Raw genomic sequence first — 19,151 nt, forward strand, 5'->3', positions numbered from 1 at the left:
CATGATCTCCAAAAATTGCCAATCTTCACGTCATGATCGCGCCTGGGCTACTTCGCCCACCTGATATTCTCGGAAGTACCAACACCGGGACCAAGACCTCTCAAACGACGCCGTCATTGCACGGTTCTTCCACATGCAAGTGCTTTTCAACTCCATAGATGGTCAGACGAACCAAGAACACTCGGTCTGCGTATTTTCGCACTATGACCCAAATGGCGTCGTGGAGCCCTATGTTCGCTACTACTTGCGAGAGCTAAAACGGTGTAATTTTGCTGTCGTGTTCGTCACAACAAGTCCATCGCTTGACGATGAAAGCTTGGCTGCCCTGCGCGAGCTAACCGTCAGCTGCATCTTGAGAGAGAACATCGGTTACGACTTTGGCTCTTACAAAACGGGCATCGACCATACATTTCTGCGCATACCAAAAGTCAAGCAGCTATTGCTTACCAATGACAGTGTTTTTGGGCCCATATATCCGCTTGACAAAGTGCTGGCGACGGCACAAGAGCACGACGTCTTCGGTATGACAGACTCTTTCGATTTTCACTACCATCTACAAAGCTATTTTTTGCTGTACAACAAAAAGACCTTGCACAGCCACGCGTTCAAGGCGTTCTGGGGCAGCGTTGAGTCGATAGATGCGGGTCAACCAGGCTTCAAACAAAAAATTATTCTTCAATACGAAGTCGGTGGCTCTCAGTTTTTTCGAGAGCAAGGTTTTTCACTGAAAGCGGCGTTCCCTTACCGGCAACTGATGGTTTCTGAATTCTCTGATTATCTGCAGGTATTGGAACACGTAGAGGAGGAACCTAGATCTTCTGTAAAACCACTGCACATCAAATTCAACTCCACACACTCCTATTGGAAAAAGCTAATTCAACAGGGCTACCCATTTCTCAAACGCGAATTGCTGCTGGTCAACCCAACAAACACCGACATCAGTACCTGGCCGGCTACTGTCGCGAAGCACTCCAACTATGACCCTACTTTGATCGTATCAGCCCTTCGAAATTTCAGTGGCAGTGACGACTTCTTCTTCCTCACAAATCCCACGGAAACTTCCCAATCGATGAATTCGGACAGCACACTCACTTTGTCAATTAACCCAGCATTTTTCGCTTGGCAACAAGAGTATGATGTACCCTCTCTGCGCACCTTCAAATTTGACGAACAGCGATACCTTAACCACTACCCCGACGTTAAAGTCGCAGTAGAACAAGGGAAAATAGAAAATGGAAAGAAACACTTTCTATTATTTGGCTACAGTGAAGGGCGGCTTTTGGGTTTGACGCGCTTCGACAATAGCAACGCTGCGTCAGCTAGGTTATGAGAGCGCTATTCGCCACCTATCCCATGGCCTTCCACACCCCAGGCGGCGGGGAAGTTCAATTGCTGGCCTACCGCGACCACCTTCCGCAGGTGGGTGTGGACGTAACGCTGTTCGATCTTTGGAAACCCCGGTTCGACGAGCACGATGTGGTGCATTTCTTCTCTTGCGTCGGCGGATCGGTGCATTTTTGCGATTTCGTAAAACGCTTGGGCAAGCCCTTGGTGATCACGTCGAGCCTCTGGATCACCGAAGAAACACAACATCTCTATCCCATGGACGAGATTCGTGCCCAACTGTCACTGGCCGACCGCGTGATCACCAACTCCGAAATGGAGAGCGACACCCTGGCGAAAGTCTTGGGCCTGGACCGAAGCCGTTTCGAATCGGTCTACAACGGTGTGGACGCCGTTTTTCAAGACCGCCCCTCCCCTTCGTTGTTCCGTCAACGTTTTGACGTCGAAGGCCAGTTTGTGCTCAACGTTGGCAACATTGAACCGAGAAAGAACCAGTTGCGGCTGGCACAGGCCATGGACGCCTTGCCCAACCACACCCTGATCCTGATTGGGCACGTGCGCGACCCGTCCTATTTTCAACAGGTGATGGCGGCGGCGTCTCCTGGGCGCATTCGGTACCTGGGGCCTGTTGACCACCACGATGCCTTGTTGCGCTCTGCCTACCGTGCCTGCGACCTGTTTTGCCTGCCCAGCACGCTTGAAACCCCCGGCTTGGCGGCGCTGGAGGCGGCTTCTCAAGGCTGCAAGCTTGTGATCACCGAAGAGGGTTCCACCCGCGAATACTTCCACAACAGTGCAGCCTATATATCGCCACTGGACACCGACAGCATCCGGAAGGGCCTGGTGAGGGCGGCCAATGAGCCAGATGGGGCGTTCCGCCCAGACCCGCTAAGCATCTGGAACCAGTTCGCCTGGCAGAAGGTTGTGGAGAAGCTGAAGAAGGTCTACGAAGGCGTTTGTTGACTTTGCAAGATGCCCAACGACAAGGGCAAGCGATAATTTGCCATTGAGACACTGCCCACTGCTGCCTATGGCGCAGCCCTTTTTCGCTTTTTATGATCAATCTTTCTTCCGAAGCCTCTACGTCTTCCACCCGGTGGTTCTATGAACCAGTGACCACGCCGTCGGGCAACCGGGTTCCGTATTTCATGACCCAGCTCAGCACTTTCTGGCCTGATCTGGAAGAAACCCGCAACGCCCACATGAAGTCGGAGGAAGGCTATGTCAATACCATGGCTTTTTGGGAAAACCCCTTGCGCCATGGGGCTCCGGACATCGTATGGCCGCCAGACGGTTTGTTTCCACCGGTTCTGTTTGAGCCCCAGGAAGGGGTTGAACAAGATGCGGTACTGACGATCACCAAAGGCATGGTCGGCGCCAAACAGGTGCGGCCCGACATGCAGCACTTCGACCTGACTACCCAGTTGGGCAGGCTGCAGTTTGTGCACTGGCGTATCACGCTGGGTTGCCGCGAATACCGTTTTCTGGCGTTGACCGAAGAAGACATCCGTTTTCTTGAAGCACCAAGCACCGCCCACCATGGTGCCATCAAGCACTTGCCCAGGGTGGCGGAATTCTTGCCCGTGCACTGCTCTGACCAGCCCGCCTTGGTGGCGAAGCTGTTGTCTGGTGACGTTGCAAGTTTTGATCAGCTCTGGGCAGTGCTCGAACCCAGCCTGCGCGGCATGCTGACCAATGCCGTGCGTCGATCCACCGAATCAAAATACACGCCCCAGCTGTCCATCGGCACCCACTCCATTGACGGTATCAACGTGGTCGGTTTTGCCACCGGCCAATTCGGCATCGGCGAAGACGCTCGAACCGCTACCCGCGCGCTGTTGCTAGCGGGCATCCAGCCTACGGTTTACGAGCCGCCCATTCCTCTGGCTTGCGCCGTGATCAAAGATGGATGGGTCAACGAATACATCAAGCCAGCCCCCACCGCTCGGATCAACTTGTTCACCATGCCCGCGCCAGACACGCTGCGCATGTTTTTCCTGCAGCAGATTGGTGTGCTGGCTGGCCGCTACAACATCTGTGCGTGGCAATGGGAGCTGCCCAACTGGCCCGATCGCTGGAAGGCCTTGCTGGCCATTCCCAACGAAATTTGGGCACAGTCTCGCTATGTACAGCACATGTTCGAGAAGGCAACCGACAAGCCCGTCATCTACATGCCGTTGGCCGTCGAACAGCCCGAATTTGTGCCCCGTTCGCGCGAGGTGTTCGAGATTCCGGAAGGCCCTTACACCTTCCTTTCGGTGTTTGATTGCAACTCCTGGTTTCAACGCAAGAACCCGCTGGGGGCCATTCGGGCTTTCCAAAAGGCATTCCCCCCTGAAAACCGCGATGTTCAGCTGGTCGTCAAGATGATGAACAAGCGCGATGTCATGCCGGAATACCTCGAGCTCATGCGTGTGGCCGCGCTCGACCCCCGCATTTTTGTCATTGACGAGTTTCTCAGCAGAAGCGACATGCTTGCTTTGCTCGACTGCGTGGACGTGTTCGTTTCGCTTCACCGCTCAGAGGGTTTTGGCCGAGTGGTGGCGGAAAGCATGCTGATCGGCAAGCCCGTGATTTCAACCAACTACTCCGGAAGCGTGGACTTCGCCTTTGAGGGCACCGCCTATGTGGTTGACGGTCCATTGGTGGCCTTGAAAAAGGGCGACTATTCGGAATTCGAAGGTCAGCATTGGATGGATCCCGATATCGGCCATGCAGCACAAGCCATGCGCCAATGCGTGGAAGACCAGGCGGGAACGGCTGCCATGGCGCTGCGAGGCCAAAAGATCATCGAACAGAACCACAGCATTGAAGCTGTGTCCAAGCGCTACGCGCAACGGTTGCTTGAACTGGGGGTAAAAATCGGATGAAAGTCCACATTGTCTCGCCTGACATTCGCGAAGGCGATGCGGTGGGCAATCACTGCATCTACCTAGCGCAAGCGTTGCGCCAAGCTGGCGTCGAGACTGCGCTCTACGCCAAGCGCCACGATTCGCCCGCGGAACCGGTTTTCTCACTGGAATCCCTGGTCGAAACCTGTGGTGCTGAAGACGTTCTGTTGTTGAGTTTTTCAACGTTTCAACCGCAGCTGCCCGCTCTGCTGAGGTTGCCTTGCCGCAAGATCGTCTATTTTCATGGCGTAACACCTGTGGATCTCTTGCTGGATCAAGACCCCGTGGCCGCGTACTGGTCCTCCAAAGCCTTGTTGCAGGTTCCTCAGTTGATGCGATGCGATACCTTGATCGCCAACTCGCACTGGAACCTGGAAGACCTGCTCAAGCATTTTGAACAACGCCCTGGTAGCGAACGCCTTGATGTGATCCCGCCCATCACGCCAGATCTCCCGATCTTCCGGGAATCCCTTCGCGAGCAACCAAAGGGCGATCCATTTGAGGTGATTGTGGTGGGGCGCGTTGCACCACACAAGAAAATTGAATGGGCGATTGAGATGATCGCGCAGCTGGGCAACAAGGGATTGAATGCTCATCTTCGGATCATCGGTTCATCACACAACGGGCACTACCTGAGCCTGTTGCGAGCCACCTCAGAGCGGCTGCATCTGCAAAATCGGGTGCACTTTGATGGCCAGGTCTCCCAGGCCGACCTCATCAACGCATTTCGCCACGCGAGTGCCTTGCTGGTCACCAGCGAACACGAAGGGTTCTGCATACCCGTGCTCGAAGCCATGCACATGGGACTCCCTGCGCTCGTCAGAACCGGCACGGCCGCTTCGGAGGTGGGTGGAGATGCGGTTGCCGGTTTCACGACTGTCGCCGAGGGTGTTGAGGCACTTCAACGGCTGATTCAAGAACCGGGGCTAAGAGACGCAATGGTAAAATCAGGACGACGCAAAGCCGCTGAATGGCTTGAACATGCCTCTCCTGGCAACTGGCTGAAACAGCTTTCTACGGACTGAAGAGACCAGTTATTTGCCCGCTCCATCAGTTGCTGGTGAGCAGCGAATCCTTTTTTTTAGCATCTTGGACACATCCATTCTTGACGGAATTCTACGCAGACCCCACGGCAAGCCGTCCTGAAGCGATAACACCATGATGCAGTATCCCAGAGTTCTGTTAACAACCTACCACCATGCATTCCTCAAGAAGGGTGGAGGTGAATTTGAAATTTTCTCGATTTCCGAGAAACTCAAACGTCATGGGTTGATCGCGGATATTTACGGACCCCACTCTCGCTCACTTGAGCACTACGATGTCGTTTTGCATTTTTCAGTTCACGGTGGTGGGTTGGAAATGCTTCAGCATATCAACAGCCAGGGCAAGCCCATGGTGCTATGGCCAAACCTATGGTTGACCGAGGCCGGCAACGAGTTAACACAACTGGTCAACCAACATGTTGGACTAGCAAACAGTGTCGTGTTCAAATCTCGTTCCGAAGAACAAATTTTCGCCAACCTATTTGACTTGCCTGCAGAAAAAACCCGACACTCGCTGACGCTTGCAGACAGCGCTTATCTCAAGCCATCGCCTCACCAACTGTTTCCAGACCTTTACAACCTTAAAGATTACGCCATTTGCCTGGGGATCATTGAGCCGAACAAGAACCAATTGGCCACCATCAAGGCACTCAAAGCAGCTGGAATAACTCCCGTGATGGTTGGCGGTCACCGAGATGAGGTTTACTACCAGGCTTGCCGCGAAGCAGGTGGTGAAGGCGCAGTGTTTCTGGAGGCTCTTCCTTCCAAATCGGAAATCCTGCGATCCGCCTTGCGGGATGCACTTTTCTACATTGAAACCTCGTTTGAACCACCCGGTCTATCGGCTATTGAAGCAGGCCTGGCGGGCTGTCGACTGGTGGTGAGTGACTCCGACTGGACGCGTGAACATTTCGCCGACCTGGTCCTCTACTGCGATCCGTACGACCTCGAATCGATTTCTGCAGCCATCGCACAGATCAGATTGACCACGCCGGGTGGTAACGCGCTCCAGAGCCATCTGAAAAAGCACTGCGCGGATGAGTCCATCACACAACTCGTCGCCATCCTGAGAGGAGCCACCTGATGCGACTCTGGCTTGTCAGACACGGGCAATCTTTGGCCAACCAGCAGAAGCGCGTCACCGGCACCCAGCTGGACCCTCTGGCGCCCGAGGGTCGATTGCAAGCCATTGCTCTCGGTGAATTGCTAGGAAGTATTTCATTGCGGCCCGACCGCTTAATCTGCAGCCCGTGGTTGCGCGCGAAACAGACGGCAGAATTGGCCCTTCCTTCAAAAACCCTGCATTTCGACGGTCGGATCGGTGAAACCGATGCGGGCCAGGCAGCAGACCTTCCTTTATCCGAGTTTCTCCATTCATTTCCTGAATTCTATAAAAACGCAGGAAATCGCTACCCCGGCGGCGAGTCACATCTGGAGTTGAATAGCCGAATGGCAGACTGGATCGATGAGCTGCGCTCAAAAGGATTCAGTGAAGTACTTGCGATTTGCCACTCGGGGCCCATCTGCTGCCTGCTGCAACGGGCATTAAACATACCCATGACAAGCTTTCCCGCACTGCTTCCTGCGCACGCAAGCTTAAGCATGATCGAGTACGGTGATGCATCTTTCAGTGACGGGCAGGTTAAGCTGTTTTCTCAAATATCAAAGCTGGGCCTCCAGCAAATGGTGAGCACCAAGGCATGAGGACGCTCAAGGTACTGGCGCTACAACGCGAATCACACGTAGCTCCGGGTGTTCCATCGTTATCTGTTGCAGCCAGAATCACTGAAGTTTTGGATTACCTGCAACAAAACGGCTCGCTTGAATACACATCCATAGCCGAAAACAACCCAGCATCTACAAATGGCGTGCGTTGGGCCGATGTGCTGATTCTGAGCAAGCACAGCTCACCAGCCGCACTGGAACTGGTGCGCTTGGCCAAACAGTCCGGGAAACGCATTATTTATGATATCGACGATTGGATTTTTTCCTTCCCAGAATACAGTGGCGGGAAAAAACCCAATGTCAAAACTTCACTCATTCTGGAGATCCTGAGTTTCTGTACTGAAATCACCGTGGCAAATCAGCGGCTCAAGGAGAGGATCTCCGGATTTATCCCTGAATGCCACCATGTTCCCAATGGAATATGGGTTGAAAAATATGCAGCGGTGCTGCCAAAAGAACCTCGTCCAGAAGAAAAAAGGATCGTATTCACCAATGCAGATTTTCTCAAGCTGGAAGCATCAAAAGAGCTGATCCTGACCGCCCTACAACTGTTCTTCATGAAACATCCAGAGTTTGTGCTGGATTTCTATGGCGATCCGTTTCCAGAAATCGTCTCTCTACCCTTTCTCCACTACACCAACCGCATGCCTTACGACGAGTACATGCAATCACTGGTGTCTGGTCAGTACCTCTTGTCGATCACGCCATTGGGTGCTGCCGAGGATGCAAAGGCAGCTGAATTCAACGCATGTAAAAACCCGTTTAAGTACCTGAACTATGGTGCGGCGGGCGTCCCGGGCATTTACTCAAAATCCCCCATATACACCGACTGTGTTGTCCACGATGAAACGGGATGGTTGGTTGAAAACACTCCGAAGGAATGGCTTGGCGCACTCGAGACCCTTGCCTTCGACCACTCCTTGCGGCAGCGCATCCGCACACAGGCTTACGACGACGTGAGCGACCGCCATCACATCAAGGCCAGCGCACAAGCACTCATGACGCTGCTTGCGCCAGCAGTTCGAGGTTGCCGATGACGCGAATTTATGAGCCAATCTACCTAGAACACCAACGCCTTGTGGAGCCGCTATTTCTCCCGCTTCATCTCACTGAAAACCGGTTTTCAGCTTGGCGGGAGTTTCGAATTTTGGTTGATTTTTACCGAGAAAAACGCCATCTCGAGGGAAAGCGCAATGGCATCTTTTCACCCAAATTTCACCTGAAAACGCTTGTTTCAGCTGATGCATTTTTGGCGTTCTGCGATCGGCATGCCGATGCAGATGTATGTCTGATCAATCCGTTCCCTCAGTGGAGCTACTTTGCCTACAACGTGTGGATGCAGGGAGAAAGCTACCATCCCGGCCTGGTTCAATGTGCGCAGGACTTGCTCGATGCCGCTGGACTGTCCCTGCAAATCAGTTCGGTGGGTAGGCATGGCCCAGCGCTGATGGCTTATTCCAACTTCTGGGTTGCCAGCCCTGGTTTTTGGGATCGGTATGTGGGCGGTGTGCTGGATCCCATTGCGAAATTTCTGGAGAGCGACCCCACCCATCCCGCGGCCCTCGCGGTCATGGCCGACACGTACCACACCGACCAGGCTCCCTTCCTGCCGTTCATTGCTGAAAGACTTTTCAGCACGTTCCTGTCTTTCAATCCCGACCTCAAAATCGCCGCTTACCAATTCGAGTCTGTTGATGCACATTGTTTGAACGACGTCCAAAGGGCAATGGTCGCCTGCATGCAGCCAACGGTGGATGCCGCTGACGCAGCAGGACGGTTTGACGAAGGGTTGGTTCGACACCTGCAATACATATGCAGTCGGGAAGCTGAGCTCACGAAAGCGCACTTTTTGCACCATCCCCACCCCCATACTGGACGAACCATTCAGCAGGCATAGAATTTCGTACCGTTTTCCCGGAGCCACTCTTGAAACTCATCATCCAGATCCCCTGCTACAACGAAGCCGAGACACTTGGCATCGCCCTTTCTGCGCTACCGCGCGAGGTCCCCGGCTTTGACCAAGTGGAATGGCTGATCATTGATGACGGCAGCAAGGACGACACGGTCAAGGTGGCCTTGGCGCACGGCGTGGATCATGTGGTCCGCCACACCCGAAATCAAGGTCTTGCCCGTGGGTTCATGAACGGGCTCCAGGCTTGCCTGGAGTACGGGGCTGACGTGATCGTCAACACCGATGCAGACAACCAGTACAACGCTGACGACATTCCCCTGTTGACCCAACCCATCGTGGATGGCAAGGCGGACATTGTGGTGGGGGCCCGCCCCATCCAGGCCATCGAGCATTTCAGCCCCGTGAAGAAGCTGCTTCAAAAGCTGGGCAGCTGGGTGGTGCGGGTGGCAAGCAAAACAGACATTCCCGACGCGCCCAGTGGTTTTCGTGCCATGAGCCGCGCCGCGGCGCGCCGCCTGATGGTGTTCAGCGACTACACCTACACGCTGGAAACCATCATTCAGGCCGGTCAAAAGAACATGGCCATCACGTCGGTCCCGATCCGGGTCAATGGCGATCTTCGACCTTCGCGCTTGGTCAAGAGCATTTCGTCATACATCCGGCGCAGCGTCATTACGATCGTTCGGGTTTTCATCATCTACCGGCCATTTCGCTTTTTCGGCTCCATCGGATTGTTCCTTTTCGGTGTTGGCTTTCTGATCGGTTTGCGCTTTTTGTTCAAGTGGATCGGTGCAGAAGCCGGGTACGAAGGCCACATTCAGTCGCTCATACTGGCCAGCTCGCTCATGGTGGTTGGGTTCCAGACCATCCTCATCGCCTTTGTGGCAGACCTGCTCTCTGCGAACCGCAAGCTCATGGAAGAAGTGCGAACACTGACGCTAGAAAATCGCGATTTCCGCAACTGATGTCTGTCAACAGGCAGGTGTACTGCGCAAGAGTCGCTTGATGGGCTGGGCCCGCCCACTTGCCTGAACTGTTTTCCGTAGAGCCTGGATCGTTCGATGATTGCAATCACTGGAGCCACTGGCTTTGTGGGAAGTGCGCTGAGCAAGCACCTGCTGATGCAGGGGACAAATGTGCGGCGCTTGGTGCGAACCCAGACGAAGGACCCCCAAGGCGCCGATGTGGTGGTCGGCGATATTGGGCCGGACACACCATGGACGCAGGCATTGGCGGGTGTTGATTGCGTGATTCACTGCGCTGCAAGGGTGCATGTGATGGCCGACGGCGAAAGCGACCCGCTTGCCGCTTACCGCCGCGTCAATACCCTGGGAACAGCGCAGCTGGCCGAGTCGGCCGCAGCGCGCGGGGTGCGCAGGTTGATATTTCTGAGCTCGATCAAAGTGCTCGGGGAGCAGACGCCCGCCAACCAGCCATTCCACGCGAACAGCCCCGCCCAGCCACAAGACGCCTATGGCCAATCCAAATGGGAAGCCGAGCAAGCAGTGGCGGACATTGCTCAGCGCACCGGGCTGGAGGTGGTGATTGTTCGACCGCCATTGGTCTATGGACCGGGTGTAGGAGCCAATTTTCGTGCCCTGGCCAAAGCGGTGCAACGTGGCCTCCCTTTGCCGCTGGCGAGCATCCAGAATCATCGATCCCTGGTCGGCCTGTCCAACCTGCTGGACCTTCTTGCCCTGTGCATCCATCACCCAGGCGCTGTGGGTCAGACCTTTTTGGTGTCTGACGGTGCCGATCTCTCTACCCCCGAACTGGTGCGCCAGATGGCTGCGGCGTTGAACACTGGCGCCAGACTGGTTCCTTTTCCGGTCGCCGGTCTGCGTCTGGCGGGTCGACTGGCCGGGCGCTCGGCTCAGGTGAGCCGGCTCACAGAATCCCTTCAAGTTGAAATCGGTGACACCACACGCAAACTCGATTGGCGCCCCCCCTGCTCGATCACCGAAGAGTTGGTTCGGACATTCAAGACATTGAATCCATGAAACGCTTGTTTGACTTTACCTTGGCCTCCCTGCTCTGCCTGGTATTCGCGTTGCCGTTGATCTTGGTGGCGCTGGCCATTCGCCTTACGTCGCCCGGCCCAGCCATTTACTGGAGCGATCGGGTCGGCAAAGACAACCGAATCTTTCACATGCCCAAGTTCAGGTCCATGCGCGTAGACACCCCAGCGGTCGCCACGCACCTGCTCTCGGATCCCGGTGCGCATCTCACGGTCATGGGCTCCTTCATTCGCAAAAGCAGTATCGACGAGTTGCCTCAACTGTGGAGCATTCTGAAAGGTGACATGAGTTTTGTAGGCCCTCGGCCTGCCTTGTTCAACCAACACGACCTCGTCGAGCTTCGTACCCGCCATCACGTGCATACACTGGTGCCCGGATTGACTGGCTGGGCACAAATCAACGGCCGGGACGAATTGTCCATCGCGGACAAAGTGGCACTCGATGCGGTGTACCTGCAGCGCCAATCGTTCATTTTTGACCTGAAGATCATTGCGCTGACCTTTGCTCGGGTGCTGTGCAGCCAAAAGGTCTCGCACTGAAGGTCTGAAACAGGCATTTCCGTTTAGCGAGCTGCCACAGTAAAATCAGCAAGCTTCACAACACCGTCCCTAGATGCCGATTACCCGCCTTGCACCGCCGATTCTGGGTATGCCCCGTGCAGCCAAGCGCGTCGTTGTTTTGGCCGTAGACACCTCCCTGTGCATCCTGGCTGTCTGGCTGGCTTACTACCTCCGGCTGGGTGAATGGGTCAAGCTGTCGGGCGATCCGTACTGGTTACCTATGTGGGCGGTTGGCGTTTCCTTGGCGGTGGCGCTGCCCATCTTCATCGTCAACGGTTTTTACCGCGCCATCTTTCGATACGCAGGGCTCACCGCGCTCATGACGGTGGTCAAGGCCATGGGGGTCTACGGACTGGTGTATGCCACGATTTTCACTGCGATCGGTGTAACCGGCGTGCCCCGCACGGTCGGGGTGATCCAACCCATACTCTTGCTGGTTCTGATCGGCACTTCACGCATGCTGGCCCGATTCTGGCTGGGTGGCATTTACCGGGATCAAGTGCGCAATGCCTCGCTGCCCAAGGTGCTGATCTATGGTGCGGGGAACGCTGGCCGGCAGCTCGCGGCGGCCATGGCGAACAACCATGACATGCATGTGATCGGGTTCCTGGACGACGACGATCGCCTGCATGGCCATGTGCTGAACGGCTTGACCATCTACAGCCCGGCGGACCTGCCCGGCATGGTGACCTCGATGGGGGTCACCACCGTGCTGTTGGCCATTCCCTCAGCCAGCCGCCACCGGCGCAACGAACTGATCACGAAAATGCTCAGCGCACATGTGCTGGTGCGTACCCTCCCCGGCGTGAGCGAACTCGCCCAGGGACACGTCGGCACCTCGGATTTGCGGGATCTGGACATTGACGACCTGCTGGGCCGGGAACCGGTGCCCCCCAACCACATCTTGCTGGGCAAAAACGTGGTCCACAAAGTGGTCATGGTCACTGGCGCAGGTGGCTCCATCGGCAGCGAGTTGTGCCGGCAGATCGTGGGCATCGGACCGGCGGTGCTGCTGCTGATTGAACAGAGTGAATTCGCCCTGTACGAAATACACCAACAACTGGAGCAGCGGACGAATTCCGCGTCCATTCGCCTGGTCCCACTGCTGGCCTCGGTGCAAGACGAGAAGCGTTTGCACGAAATCATGGCCGCGTGGAAGCCTCACACGGTCTACCACGCTGCGGCCTACAAACACGTTCCTCTGGTCGAGCACAACCCAGTGGAGGGCTTGCGCAACAACAGCTGGGGCACGCTGGTAGCGGCAAACGCCGCTGCAGAAGCGGGTGTCGCAGATTTCGTCCTGATCAGCACGGACAAGGCGGTTCGCCCCACCAACATCATGGGGGCCAGCAAGCGACTTGCCGAAATGATTCTGCAAGCGCTCAGCGAAGTCCACACACAGACGCGTTTTTCGATGGTGCGATTCGGCAATGTGCTGGGATCTTCCGGCTCAGTGGTACCCAAGTTTCGCCAGCAGATTCGCGACGGGGGTCCCATCACCCTCACGCACGAGGACATGACGCGGTACTTCATGACCATTCCGGAGGCCGCCCAGCTGGTCATTCAAGCCGGCGCGATGGCCCGTGGGGGCGACGTGTTTCTGCTCGACATGGGTGAGCCCGTGAAGATCCTCGATCTGGCGTATCGCATGATCGACCTTTCCGGGCTCACTGCGCGCGACGCTGAGAATCCCGATGGGGACATTGGTATTCAGATCACCGGGCTGCGACCTGGGGAAAAACTGTTTGAGGAATTGTTGCTGGGGACCAGTTCGATGCCCACCTCACACCCCCGGATCATGACTGCACACGAAGAGTTCCTGCAGTGGCCACAGCTGACTTCGCGTCTCGAGGCGCTGAAAGCCGCGATGGACGCGGGCGAGGTGGGTACCATCCGGCAAAACCTCGCTGAATTGGTTTCAGGATACGAAGGCAAAGGGGACGTGGTTGACTGGGTGCTGATGGAAAAGGAAATCACCCGACAGGGAGCCGTGGTCAACCACCGGTAGAGCCGGTCGCCCGTGGACCGCGCTGCATCAACTCTCGGTCACACGGTCCGTTGAGCCACGACACCCCCCAAAGCGTTTGAGATCAACAGCGACGGAACGGTCAGCACGTTTGAAGCAGCTCAAGTTGCTCGGAGCGGAACCAGGGCAGGTGCGGGCGGGGGTCTCCATGGTCGAAGCTGACAGGGTGCCGGTTCATGTACGCCAGCCATCCGTGCCCCGAGTGGCGAGCGGCGTCATGGAAGTACGCCATGGCTTTCGCGTCGTAACGACCCTCAGCATCCCAAGCGTCCACGTCATCACCAAACATTTGAACGCACTCCCGCTCAAAGGGGAAAACGCAGCAGGCCAGTATTTCTTCACGGGTGCGCGGATAGAAAGCCGCTGAGCTTCCAAATTCCGACTGGATGTAGAGGTTGGTCGCGCGTTCAAGAAAGAACGGCAACCCGCCCGGTCGATGGGCTGCCTGCCCGTAGTAGCGCACCGGTTGGTACAGGAAATCGTGCAGCTCGGAGCCCAGTTCAGACCGGCTCAGGTTGATCACCGGTGTCACCAGCTCGGTCACGAATTTCGCCCAGAAGCGTGGGGAACCAAACCAGTAGCTGCAAAGCCCATAGTTGCCATTGTGCTGGCGACCGATCGCCTCATAATTCAGTGGAATACTCGCAGTGTCGAGAACCCGCTGACAATAGCTTGAGAAGTCCGGTACACCGTGGACGATCTCGGAGCGGACGTTGCTGTTGAAGTTGGCATAGCTCAATTGAGGCCAGGGGTTGACCACATAAACGTCTTTGCCTGGATCGGCGCGAATCCACCGACGCACGTCGTGTCCATCGATCAGGCCCTTTGCCTGAAACCGGCTCGACAAAGCGCCAAGAATGTCGGCTTCCAGGTGAAGCCCATTTTGATGGATATGCTCGAAAATCTGGAACTCGCGGCAATCTGGCCTGGCGTTCACGCGAAAGTCCAAAGAATCAAATCCCGGAATCAAAGCTGAGAAATGGCCTGGGTTAATACAGTTTTGAAGCAGGTTGATGCGCATCGGTTCGTGGATGGTGGCGTTCATGTTGAGGCGGAACTCTGTCGTTCTCGCAGGCGGCGAGGTAAAACATTTTGTCGCATTTTGACCGGAATTCGAAGCGCGCAAGGGAACGCTTGAACCCACCGATGACGTCAAGGGGTGCATTCTGCGGGCCAACCACGGGGCTGCCGGTTTTTCCGCCGTTCAAAACACACCCATCACAACACGGCGCCCCTTGAGGCGGCCACCAATCAAAGGCCGTGGCGCACAGCAGCTCGAACACCCGAAAATGATCGCCCAATCGATTAACCTTGAACTTGGACGACCAACTTTCGATTGCTCAGCCTGAAGGGCGTGTCGGTCACCCATCAGCTGGCCAGCAACCACGAGGGACGCAACCTCCACTTTTCACAAGGCTCAAACAGAAATGACCGAGGAACACAGTGGTGCCTTGCCGAGAACCCACTACCGGCCCGATATCGATGGACTGCGCGCCATCGCTGTCATCGCGGTTGTGCTGCACCACGCCATGCCGGCGGCTCTGCGCGGCGGGTTTGTCGGTGTCGATGTCTTTTTCGTCATCTCGGGCTATCTGATCAGCTCCATCGTCCTGACGCAGCTGAGCGATAGGCGTTTCAGCTTCGCCAACTTCTATGCGCGTCGAATCCGCCGGATTTTCCCGGCCCTGATCCTGGTTCTGCTGGGCACATTCGCGGTGGGCTGGTGGTGGATGACGCCGCTGGATCTGAAGCATCTGGGCAAGCACATGCTGGCCGGCATCAGTTTTCTCGCGAATGTGGTCTTCTGGCGCGAGGCGGGCTATTTCGACGATGCATCGTCGGTCAAACCATTGCTGCACCTGTGGTCGCTGTCCATTGAAGAGCAGTTCTACCTGCTTTGGCCACTTTCTCTGTGGGTACTGCACCGCTGGCGAGCCAACGCCCTGCGCTGGACGCTTGCCTTGTTGCTGGCGTCCTGGGTATTCAACATGGTGCTGGTGCGCAACGACCCGACAGCCGCTTATTACCATCCCTTGGGGCGATTCTGGGAGCTCATGGTGGGTGCGCTGCTGGCGTCCATGCATGTCTACCAAGTGGGCTGGCGGGGGCTTGTCGGCTTGCCCGGGCCCGGTTCAGTCGCCCCCGTCTCTCAGTCCCTCTGGCGCAAGCATCTGCTGGCAATCATGGGACTGGTCTTGCTGTATCTGGCATTTTCACGCATCCACCCCGAACGCAAATTTCCAGGTGGCTGGGCCTTGCTGCCCACAGTGGGCACAGCACTGCTGATAGCTGCAGGGCCACATGCTTGGCTGAACCGGCGGGTGCTGTCGTTCCGGCCTTTGGTCTGGATCGGGCTGATCAGCTATCCGCTGTATCTGTGGCATTGGCCATTGATGGCTTTTGCCAACCTGAAGGCCGGGGGGCAAGCATCCACATCCGTTCTCGCAAGTTTGGCCTTGGTCAGTGTGTTGCTCGCTTGGCTCACCTATGTGTTGGTGGAAATTCCCGTCCGGTACGGCCGGTTCAATCGGCGCGCTGTGACTGGGCTTCTGATCGGACTGATGTTCGGCATTGGTGCACTGAGCATCTGGAACTGGCGCCAGAACGGCTTTGAAACGCGATTCCCGTCGATCGTGCGCGATATGACAGCGCGGGGAGGCAGCGCGGTCATCACGGAAGGCTGGCGCTACCATGATTGCATCCTGGAACCCGGTGTCGACCCGTCGCACTACAAGGATTTTTGCATCGAAGAGAACCGCCGTCCGCTGGTGTTTCTGTGGGGTGATTCCCATGCCGCTTCGCTGTACCCGGGCTTCAAGGCTTTGCAGGACGGTGGCAAATTCCAGTTTGGGATCGGAGAACGCGCTGGCGCCATATGCCCTCCCATTCTGGGCACGAATCCCAGGCCCATGTGCCTGGAACAGAACGAGTCCAATATGGAGGCGATCCGCCGCAGCCGCCCAGACATCGTGATTCTGTACGCGTGGTGGCACCATCCGCGCTACGACCTCAAGCCCCTGGAAGCGACCATCGCCGAAATTCGCCGGGCAGGCGTTTCGCGCATCATCCTCCTGGGAGCTGTTCCCTACTGGCACAAGCCGTTGCCTCAACTGCTGATGGATGCCTGGCGCAAAGGACCCTACTCCCAGCCACCACCGCTGCGCTTGCTCGATGGCCTGGATCCTCAGCTGACAGAAATTACCGCGCAAATGCGCGCCCGCTCAAAGGAAATGGGCATCGAGTTCATCTCGGGCATGCAGTTCTTCTGCGATGAGGAGGGCTGCCTCACCCGCCTGAACGAAGAAGCCAAACAGCCACTCAGCTACGACTATGGCCACCTGTCCACCAGCGCGGTCATCTACTATGTCGAACAGCTGGCTCCGCTGATTTTCCAGCACCCCTGAGAGCAAGACCCTTCAGGCGAAAAAAAACCGGGCCAGGCCCGGTTTTTCCATTGGGGCCTAAGCCCCCGGGTTCTCACATTCAGCGCGGCTGGCGGCGGGCCACCGGACGGGCAGGACCCGAACCTTCAGGACGTCGCGGGGCAAACTCACCGCCACGCATCGCAGTGCGCTCGGAATTGCCACGGTCGCTGAAACGGTCACCGGTGCTGCGGGGAGCGCTGGCGTTGTCGTTGCGACCGAAGCTGGAGAAGCCTGCCTTCGCACCGGGCCGAGCTGGCGCACGGTCGGCAAAATTGCCACGGGGCGCAGCTGGACGGCTGTCGCCACCGCGTGGGTCGAAACGGGGTTCCTGGCGTTGTTCGCCACGGTTCTCGAAGCGGCTGTCAGCACGGGGAGCTGCAGCACGGTTCTCGAAACGGCCTTCAGGGCGCTGCTGTTCGAAACGGCCACCTTCGCTGCCACGCTTGTCGAAGCGGTTGCCTTCGAAGCGAGGCGCGTCTGGACGACCTTCGGCACGGGGACCGCGCGGAGGTGCACCCCGGCGATCACCAAAACGCTCATTGCCACGCGATGCATTGGCATAGTTGCGGCCCGGAGCGCCACGGCCCATGGGTTCGTTCTGAGGCGCACGCTGGCGTGGCTCCATACCGGTCACGGTGTCCACAGCAATGCGCTGGCGCGTGAAAGCTTCGATGTCGAAGATTTTGCGGCGATCGCGCATTTCGGCAAACGTGATGGCCAAGCCATCGCGGCCGGCACGGCCGGTGCGGCCAATGCGGTGGGTGTAATCCTCGGCCTTCATAGGAAGACCAAAGTTGAACACGTGGGTAATTGTGGGCACGTCAATACCGCGAGCGGCCACGTCGGTAGCCACCAGGATCTGCACCTGGCCACTGCGCAAGGCCATCAGGCGGCGGTTGCGAATGCCCTGGCTCAAAGCGCCGTGCAAGGCCACTGCTGCAAAGTTGGATTGCTGCAGGTCGTTGGCCAAACCATCGCATTCGATTTGCGTGCTGCAAAACACAATCGCTTGGTTGATCGTGGTGTCACGCAACCAGTGGTCCAGCAATGCGCGCTTGTGTTGGGCGTTGTCGGCCCAGAACAGTTTTTGCGAAATGTTGCTGTGTTGCTCTTGCGGGCTGTCGATCTGCACTTTTTGCACGTGCTTGCCGCCATCGTGCATCACACGCATGGCGAGCTGCTGAATGCGGGGAGCAAACGTGGCCGAGAACATCATGGTCTGGCCGCGCTGGCTGGTCAGATCGTTGATATCGGCGAGGTCGTCGGAGAAACCGAGATCCAACATGCGGTCGGCTTCGTCGACCACCAGGAACTGAACCTTGTCCAGCTTCAATTGCTGTGAGCGCTGCAGGTCGAGCAAACGGCCAGGGGTTGCAACCACGAGATCGGCATTTTGCAGCTTGGCAATTTGCAACTGGTAAGGCATGCCGCCCACCACGTTGGCCACGCGCAGGCCACGGCAATGGCGCACCAGGTCGATGGCGTCATTGGCCACCTGCTGAGCGAGTTCGCGCGTTGGGCACACGATCAGGGCGCCAGGGGTTGGAGCCTTGAAATTGCGTGGGTTGGTGGGGTCCTTGCGCTTGGGGCGCTTGGGTGCGGCTTCGCCGTTGGCCACAGCATCGGCTGCGGCCTGGTCGAATTCGGCGCGTTCCTGGGCTTCCTCTGCGGCGCGTTGTGCCAGCAGCGTGTGCAACACAGGCAGCAAGAAGGCAGCGGTCTTGCCGCTACCGGTCTGACTCGAAACCATCAAGTCAGCAAAACGCTTCTCACCCTCGCCCAGAAAGGCTTTGGGGATCACGTTTTTCTGCACGGCCGTGGGCTGTGTGTAGCCGAGGTCGGTACAGGCTTGCACCAACTCAGGCGCCAGGCCCATGGTCACAAAACCATTGGGCTCGGCAACAATCGTTTCATCCGCAGCTTGCTCGGTTGCTTGCTCGGTTTCCTGATCGTTGATCGAGGTGTCGGGGGATTGATCGGGCGTGAATTCGCCGCGGTCTTCAAAAGAGTCGCTCATGTTCGTCCTTGCGCATTTCGCGCAATTGATCGAAACCAAAGCTCAGGCCAAGTCAGCCAATGCATGGCTGACGCTCCTGGGCGCAGGATCCGTTCGTGGTTACAAAACACCAACCATCAAACGGATAACGCGCCATGGGTCACAAACTATCAAGTGACGCCGGGAGCGAAGACCTCATCCAGATTGCCAT

General features: G+C 56.9%; 16 protein-coding genes. 14 read left to right on the plus strand and 2 right to left on the minus strand.

The window, feature by feature from the left end; genetic code table 11:
• Positions 1-133: 133 nt before the first annotated feature.
• The 12 genes from E5678_RS10105 (at position 134) to E5678_RS10160 (ending at position 13,501) form a co-directional block, all read left to right on the plus strand.
• The gene (locus tag E5678_RS10105; protein ID WP_136178406.1) at positions 134-1,330 is read left to right on the plus strand and encodes a rhamnan synthesis F family protein; all 1,197 of its coding nucleotides are present in this window, start codon (positions 134-136) and stop codon (positions 1,328-1,330) included.
• 23 nt (positions 1,331-1,353) lie between these two features.
• Positions 1,354-2,307 (plus strand): glycosyltransferase family 4 protein, encoded by a 954-nt coding sequence (locus E5678_RS10110; protein WP_247596977.1) that lies wholly within the window; start codon positions 1,354-1,356, stop codon positions 2,305-2,307.
• Positions 2,308-2,399: 92 nt separating this feature from the next.
• Positions 2,400-4,214, plus strand: coding sequence for a glycosyltransferase family 4 protein (locus tag E5678_RS10115; protein ID WP_136178408.1), 1,815 nt, complete (start codon positions 2,400-2,402; stop codon positions 4,212-4,214).
• A 236-nt stretch (positions 4,215-4,450) separates the two neighbouring features.
• Positions 4,451-5,260 (plus strand): glycosyltransferase, encoded by an 810-nt coding sequence (locus E5678_RS10120; protein ID WP_210732022.1) that lies wholly within the window; start codon positions 4,451-4,453, stop codon positions 5,258-5,260.
• Between the two features lie 133 nt (positions 5,261-5,393).
• Positions 5,394-6,362, plus strand: a complete 969-nt coding sequence (locus E5678_RS10125; RefSeq protein ID WP_247596978.1) for a glycosyltransferase — start codon at positions 5,394-5,396, stop codon at positions 6,360-6,362.
• Positions 6,362-6,982, plus strand: a complete 621-nt coding sequence (locus tag E5678_RS10130; RefSeq protein ID WP_136178410.1) for a histidine phosphatase family protein — start codon at positions 6,362-6,364, stop codon at positions 6,980-6,982. Before E5678_RS10125 ends, E5678_RS10130 begins: the two co-directional genes overlap by 1 nt.
• Positions 6,979-8,040 carry a glycosyltransferase gene (locus tag E5678_RS10135; RefSeq protein WP_136178411.1) on the plus strand — a complete coding sequence of 354 codons (1,062 nt, stop codon included), beginning with the start codon at positions 6,979-6,981 and terminating at the stop codon, positions 8,038-8,040. Before E5678_RS10130 ends, E5678_RS10135 begins: the two co-directional genes overlap by 4 nt.
• Positions 8,037-8,900, plus strand: coding sequence for a hypothetical protein (locus tag E5678_RS10140; RefSeq protein ID WP_136178412.1), 864 nt, complete (start codon positions 8,037-8,039; stop codon positions 8,898-8,900). The genes E5678_RS10135 and E5678_RS10140 overlap by 4 nt, the downstream gene beginning before the upstream one ends.
• 29 nt (positions 8,901-8,929) lie before the next feature.
• Positions 8,930-9,880, plus strand: a complete 951-nt coding sequence (locus E5678_RS10145; protein WP_136178413.1) for a glycosyltransferase family 2 protein — start codon at positions 8,930-8,932, stop codon at positions 9,878-9,880.
• A 96-nt stretch (positions 9,881-9,976) separates the two neighbouring features.
• Positions 9,977-10,915, plus strand: coding sequence for an NAD-dependent epimerase/dehydratase family protein (locus tag E5678_RS10150; RefSeq protein ID WP_136178414.1), 939 nt, complete (start codon positions 9,977-9,979; stop codon positions 10,913-10,915).
• A complete protein-coding gene (locus tag E5678_RS10155; RefSeq protein WP_136178415.1) occupies positions 10,912-11,472 on the plus strand; it encodes a sugar transferase in 561 nt (186 codons plus the stop codon). Before E5678_RS10150 ends, E5678_RS10155 begins: the two co-directional genes overlap by 4 nt.
• Positions 11,473-11,545: 73 nt before the next feature.
• Complete coding sequence (locus E5678_RS10160) at positions 11,546-13,501, plus strand: nucleoside-diphosphate sugar epimerase/dehydratase (protein WP_136178416.1); 1,956 nt, start codon at positions 11,546-11,548, stop codon at positions 13,499-13,501.
• Positions 13,502-13,601: 100 nt separating this feature from the next.
• On the opposite strand, the gene E5678_RS10165 is transcribed toward E5678_RS10160, so the two are convergent.
• Positions 13,602-14,564 carry a hypothetical protein gene (locus E5678_RS10165; protein WP_136178417.1) on the minus strand — a complete coding sequence of 321 codons (963 nt, stop codon included), beginning with the start codon at positions 14,562-14,564 and terminating at the stop codon, positions 13,602-13,604.
• 382 nt (positions 14,565-14,946) lie between these two features.
• Here E5678_RS10165 and E5678_RS10170 point away from each other — a divergent pair, with 382 nt between their 5' ends.
• Entirely contained in the window at positions 14,947-16,923 is a 1,977-nt protein-coding gene (locus E5678_RS10170) for an acyltransferase family protein (protein ID WP_136178418.1), read from the plus strand.
• Positions 16,924-17,002: 79 nt separating this feature from the next.
• Here E5678_RS10170 and E5678_RS10175 read toward each other — a convergent pair whose 3' ends face one another.
• Positions 17,003-18,961 carry a DEAD/DEAH box helicase gene (locus tag E5678_RS10175; protein WP_136178419.1) on the minus strand — a complete coding sequence of 653 codons (1,959 nt, stop codon included), beginning with the start codon at positions 18,959-18,961 and terminating at the stop codon, positions 17,003-17,005.
• Here E5678_RS10175 and E5678_RS22305 point away from each other — a divergent pair.
• Positions 18,960-19,118 carry a hypothetical protein gene (locus E5678_RS22305; RefSeq protein ID WP_168708537.1) on the plus strand — a complete coding sequence of 53 codons (159 nt, stop codon included), beginning with the start codon at positions 18,960-18,962 and terminating at the stop codon, positions 19,116-19,118. The two genes, E5678_RS10175 and E5678_RS22305, sit on opposite strands and share 2 nt — an antisense overlap.
• Positions 19,119-19,151: the final 33 nt, after the last annotated feature.

This window comes from Hydrogenophaga sp. PAMC20947, assembly GCF_004795855.1.
Taxonomy (GTDB): Bacteria; Pseudomonadota; Gammaproteobacteria; order Burkholderiales; family Burkholderiaceae_C; genus Hydrogenophaga.

What these genes read in the sequence shown, in the direction of transcription:
- E5678_RS10105 (WP_136178406.1), top strand. Translation starts at nt 134, where the DNA reads ATGCAAGTGCTTTTCAACTCCATAGATGGTCAGACGAACCAAGAACAC.
- E5678_RS10110 (WP_247596977.1), top strand. Translation starts at nt 1,354, where the DNA reads ATGGCCTTCCACACCCCAGGCGGCGGGGAAGTTCAATTGCTGGCCTAC.
- E5678_RS10115 (WP_136178408.1), top strand. Translation starts at nt 2,400, where the DNA reads ATGATCAATCTTTCTTCCGAAGCCTCTACGTCTTCCACCCGGTGGTTC.
- E5678_RS10125 (WP_247596978.1), top strand. Translation starts at nt 5,394, where the DNA reads ATGATGCAGTATCCCAGAGTTCTGTTAACAACCTACCACCATGCATTC.
- E5678_RS10130 (WP_136178410.1), top strand. Translation starts at nt 6,362, where the DNA reads ATGCGACTCTGGCTTGTCAGACACGGGCAATCTTTGGCCAACCAGCAG.
- E5678_RS10135 (WP_136178411.1), top strand. Translation starts at nt 6,979, where the DNA reads ATGAGGACGCTCAAGGTACTGGCGCTACAACGCGAATCACACGTAGCT.
- E5678_RS10140 (WP_136178412.1), top strand. Translation starts at nt 8,037, where the DNA reads ATGACGCGAATTTATGAGCCAATCTACCTAGAACACCAACGCCTTGTG.
- E5678_RS10150 (WP_136178414.1), top strand. Translation starts at nt 9,977, where the DNA reads ATGATTGCAATCACTGGAGCCACTGGCTTTGTGGGAAGTGCGCTGAGC.
- E5678_RS10155 (WP_136178415.1), top strand. Translation starts at nt 10,912, where the DNA reads ATGAAACGCTTGTTTGACTTTACCTTGGCCTCCCTGCTCTGCCTGGTA.
- E5678_RS10160 (WP_136178416.1), top strand. Translation starts at nt 11,546, where the DNA reads ATGCCGATTACCCGCCTTGCACCGCCGATTCTGGGTATGCCCCGTGCA.
- E5678_RS10165 (WP_136178417.1), bottom strand. Translation starts at nt 14,564, where the DNA reads ATGAACGCCACCATCCACGAACCGATGCGCATCAACCTGCTTCAAAAC.
- E5678_RS10170 (WP_136178418.1), top strand. Translation starts at nt 14,947, where the DNA reads ATGACCGAGGAACACAGTGGTGCCTTGCCGAGAACCCACTACCGGCCC.
- E5678_RS22305 (WP_168708537.1), top strand. Translation starts at nt 18,960, where the DNA reads ATGTTCGTCCTTGCGCATTTCGCGCAATTGATCGAAACCAAAGCTCAG.
- E5678_RS10175 (WP_136178419.1), bottom strand. Translation starts at nt 18,961, where the DNA reads ATGAGCGACTCTTTTGAAGACCGCGGCGAATTCACGCCCGATCAATCC.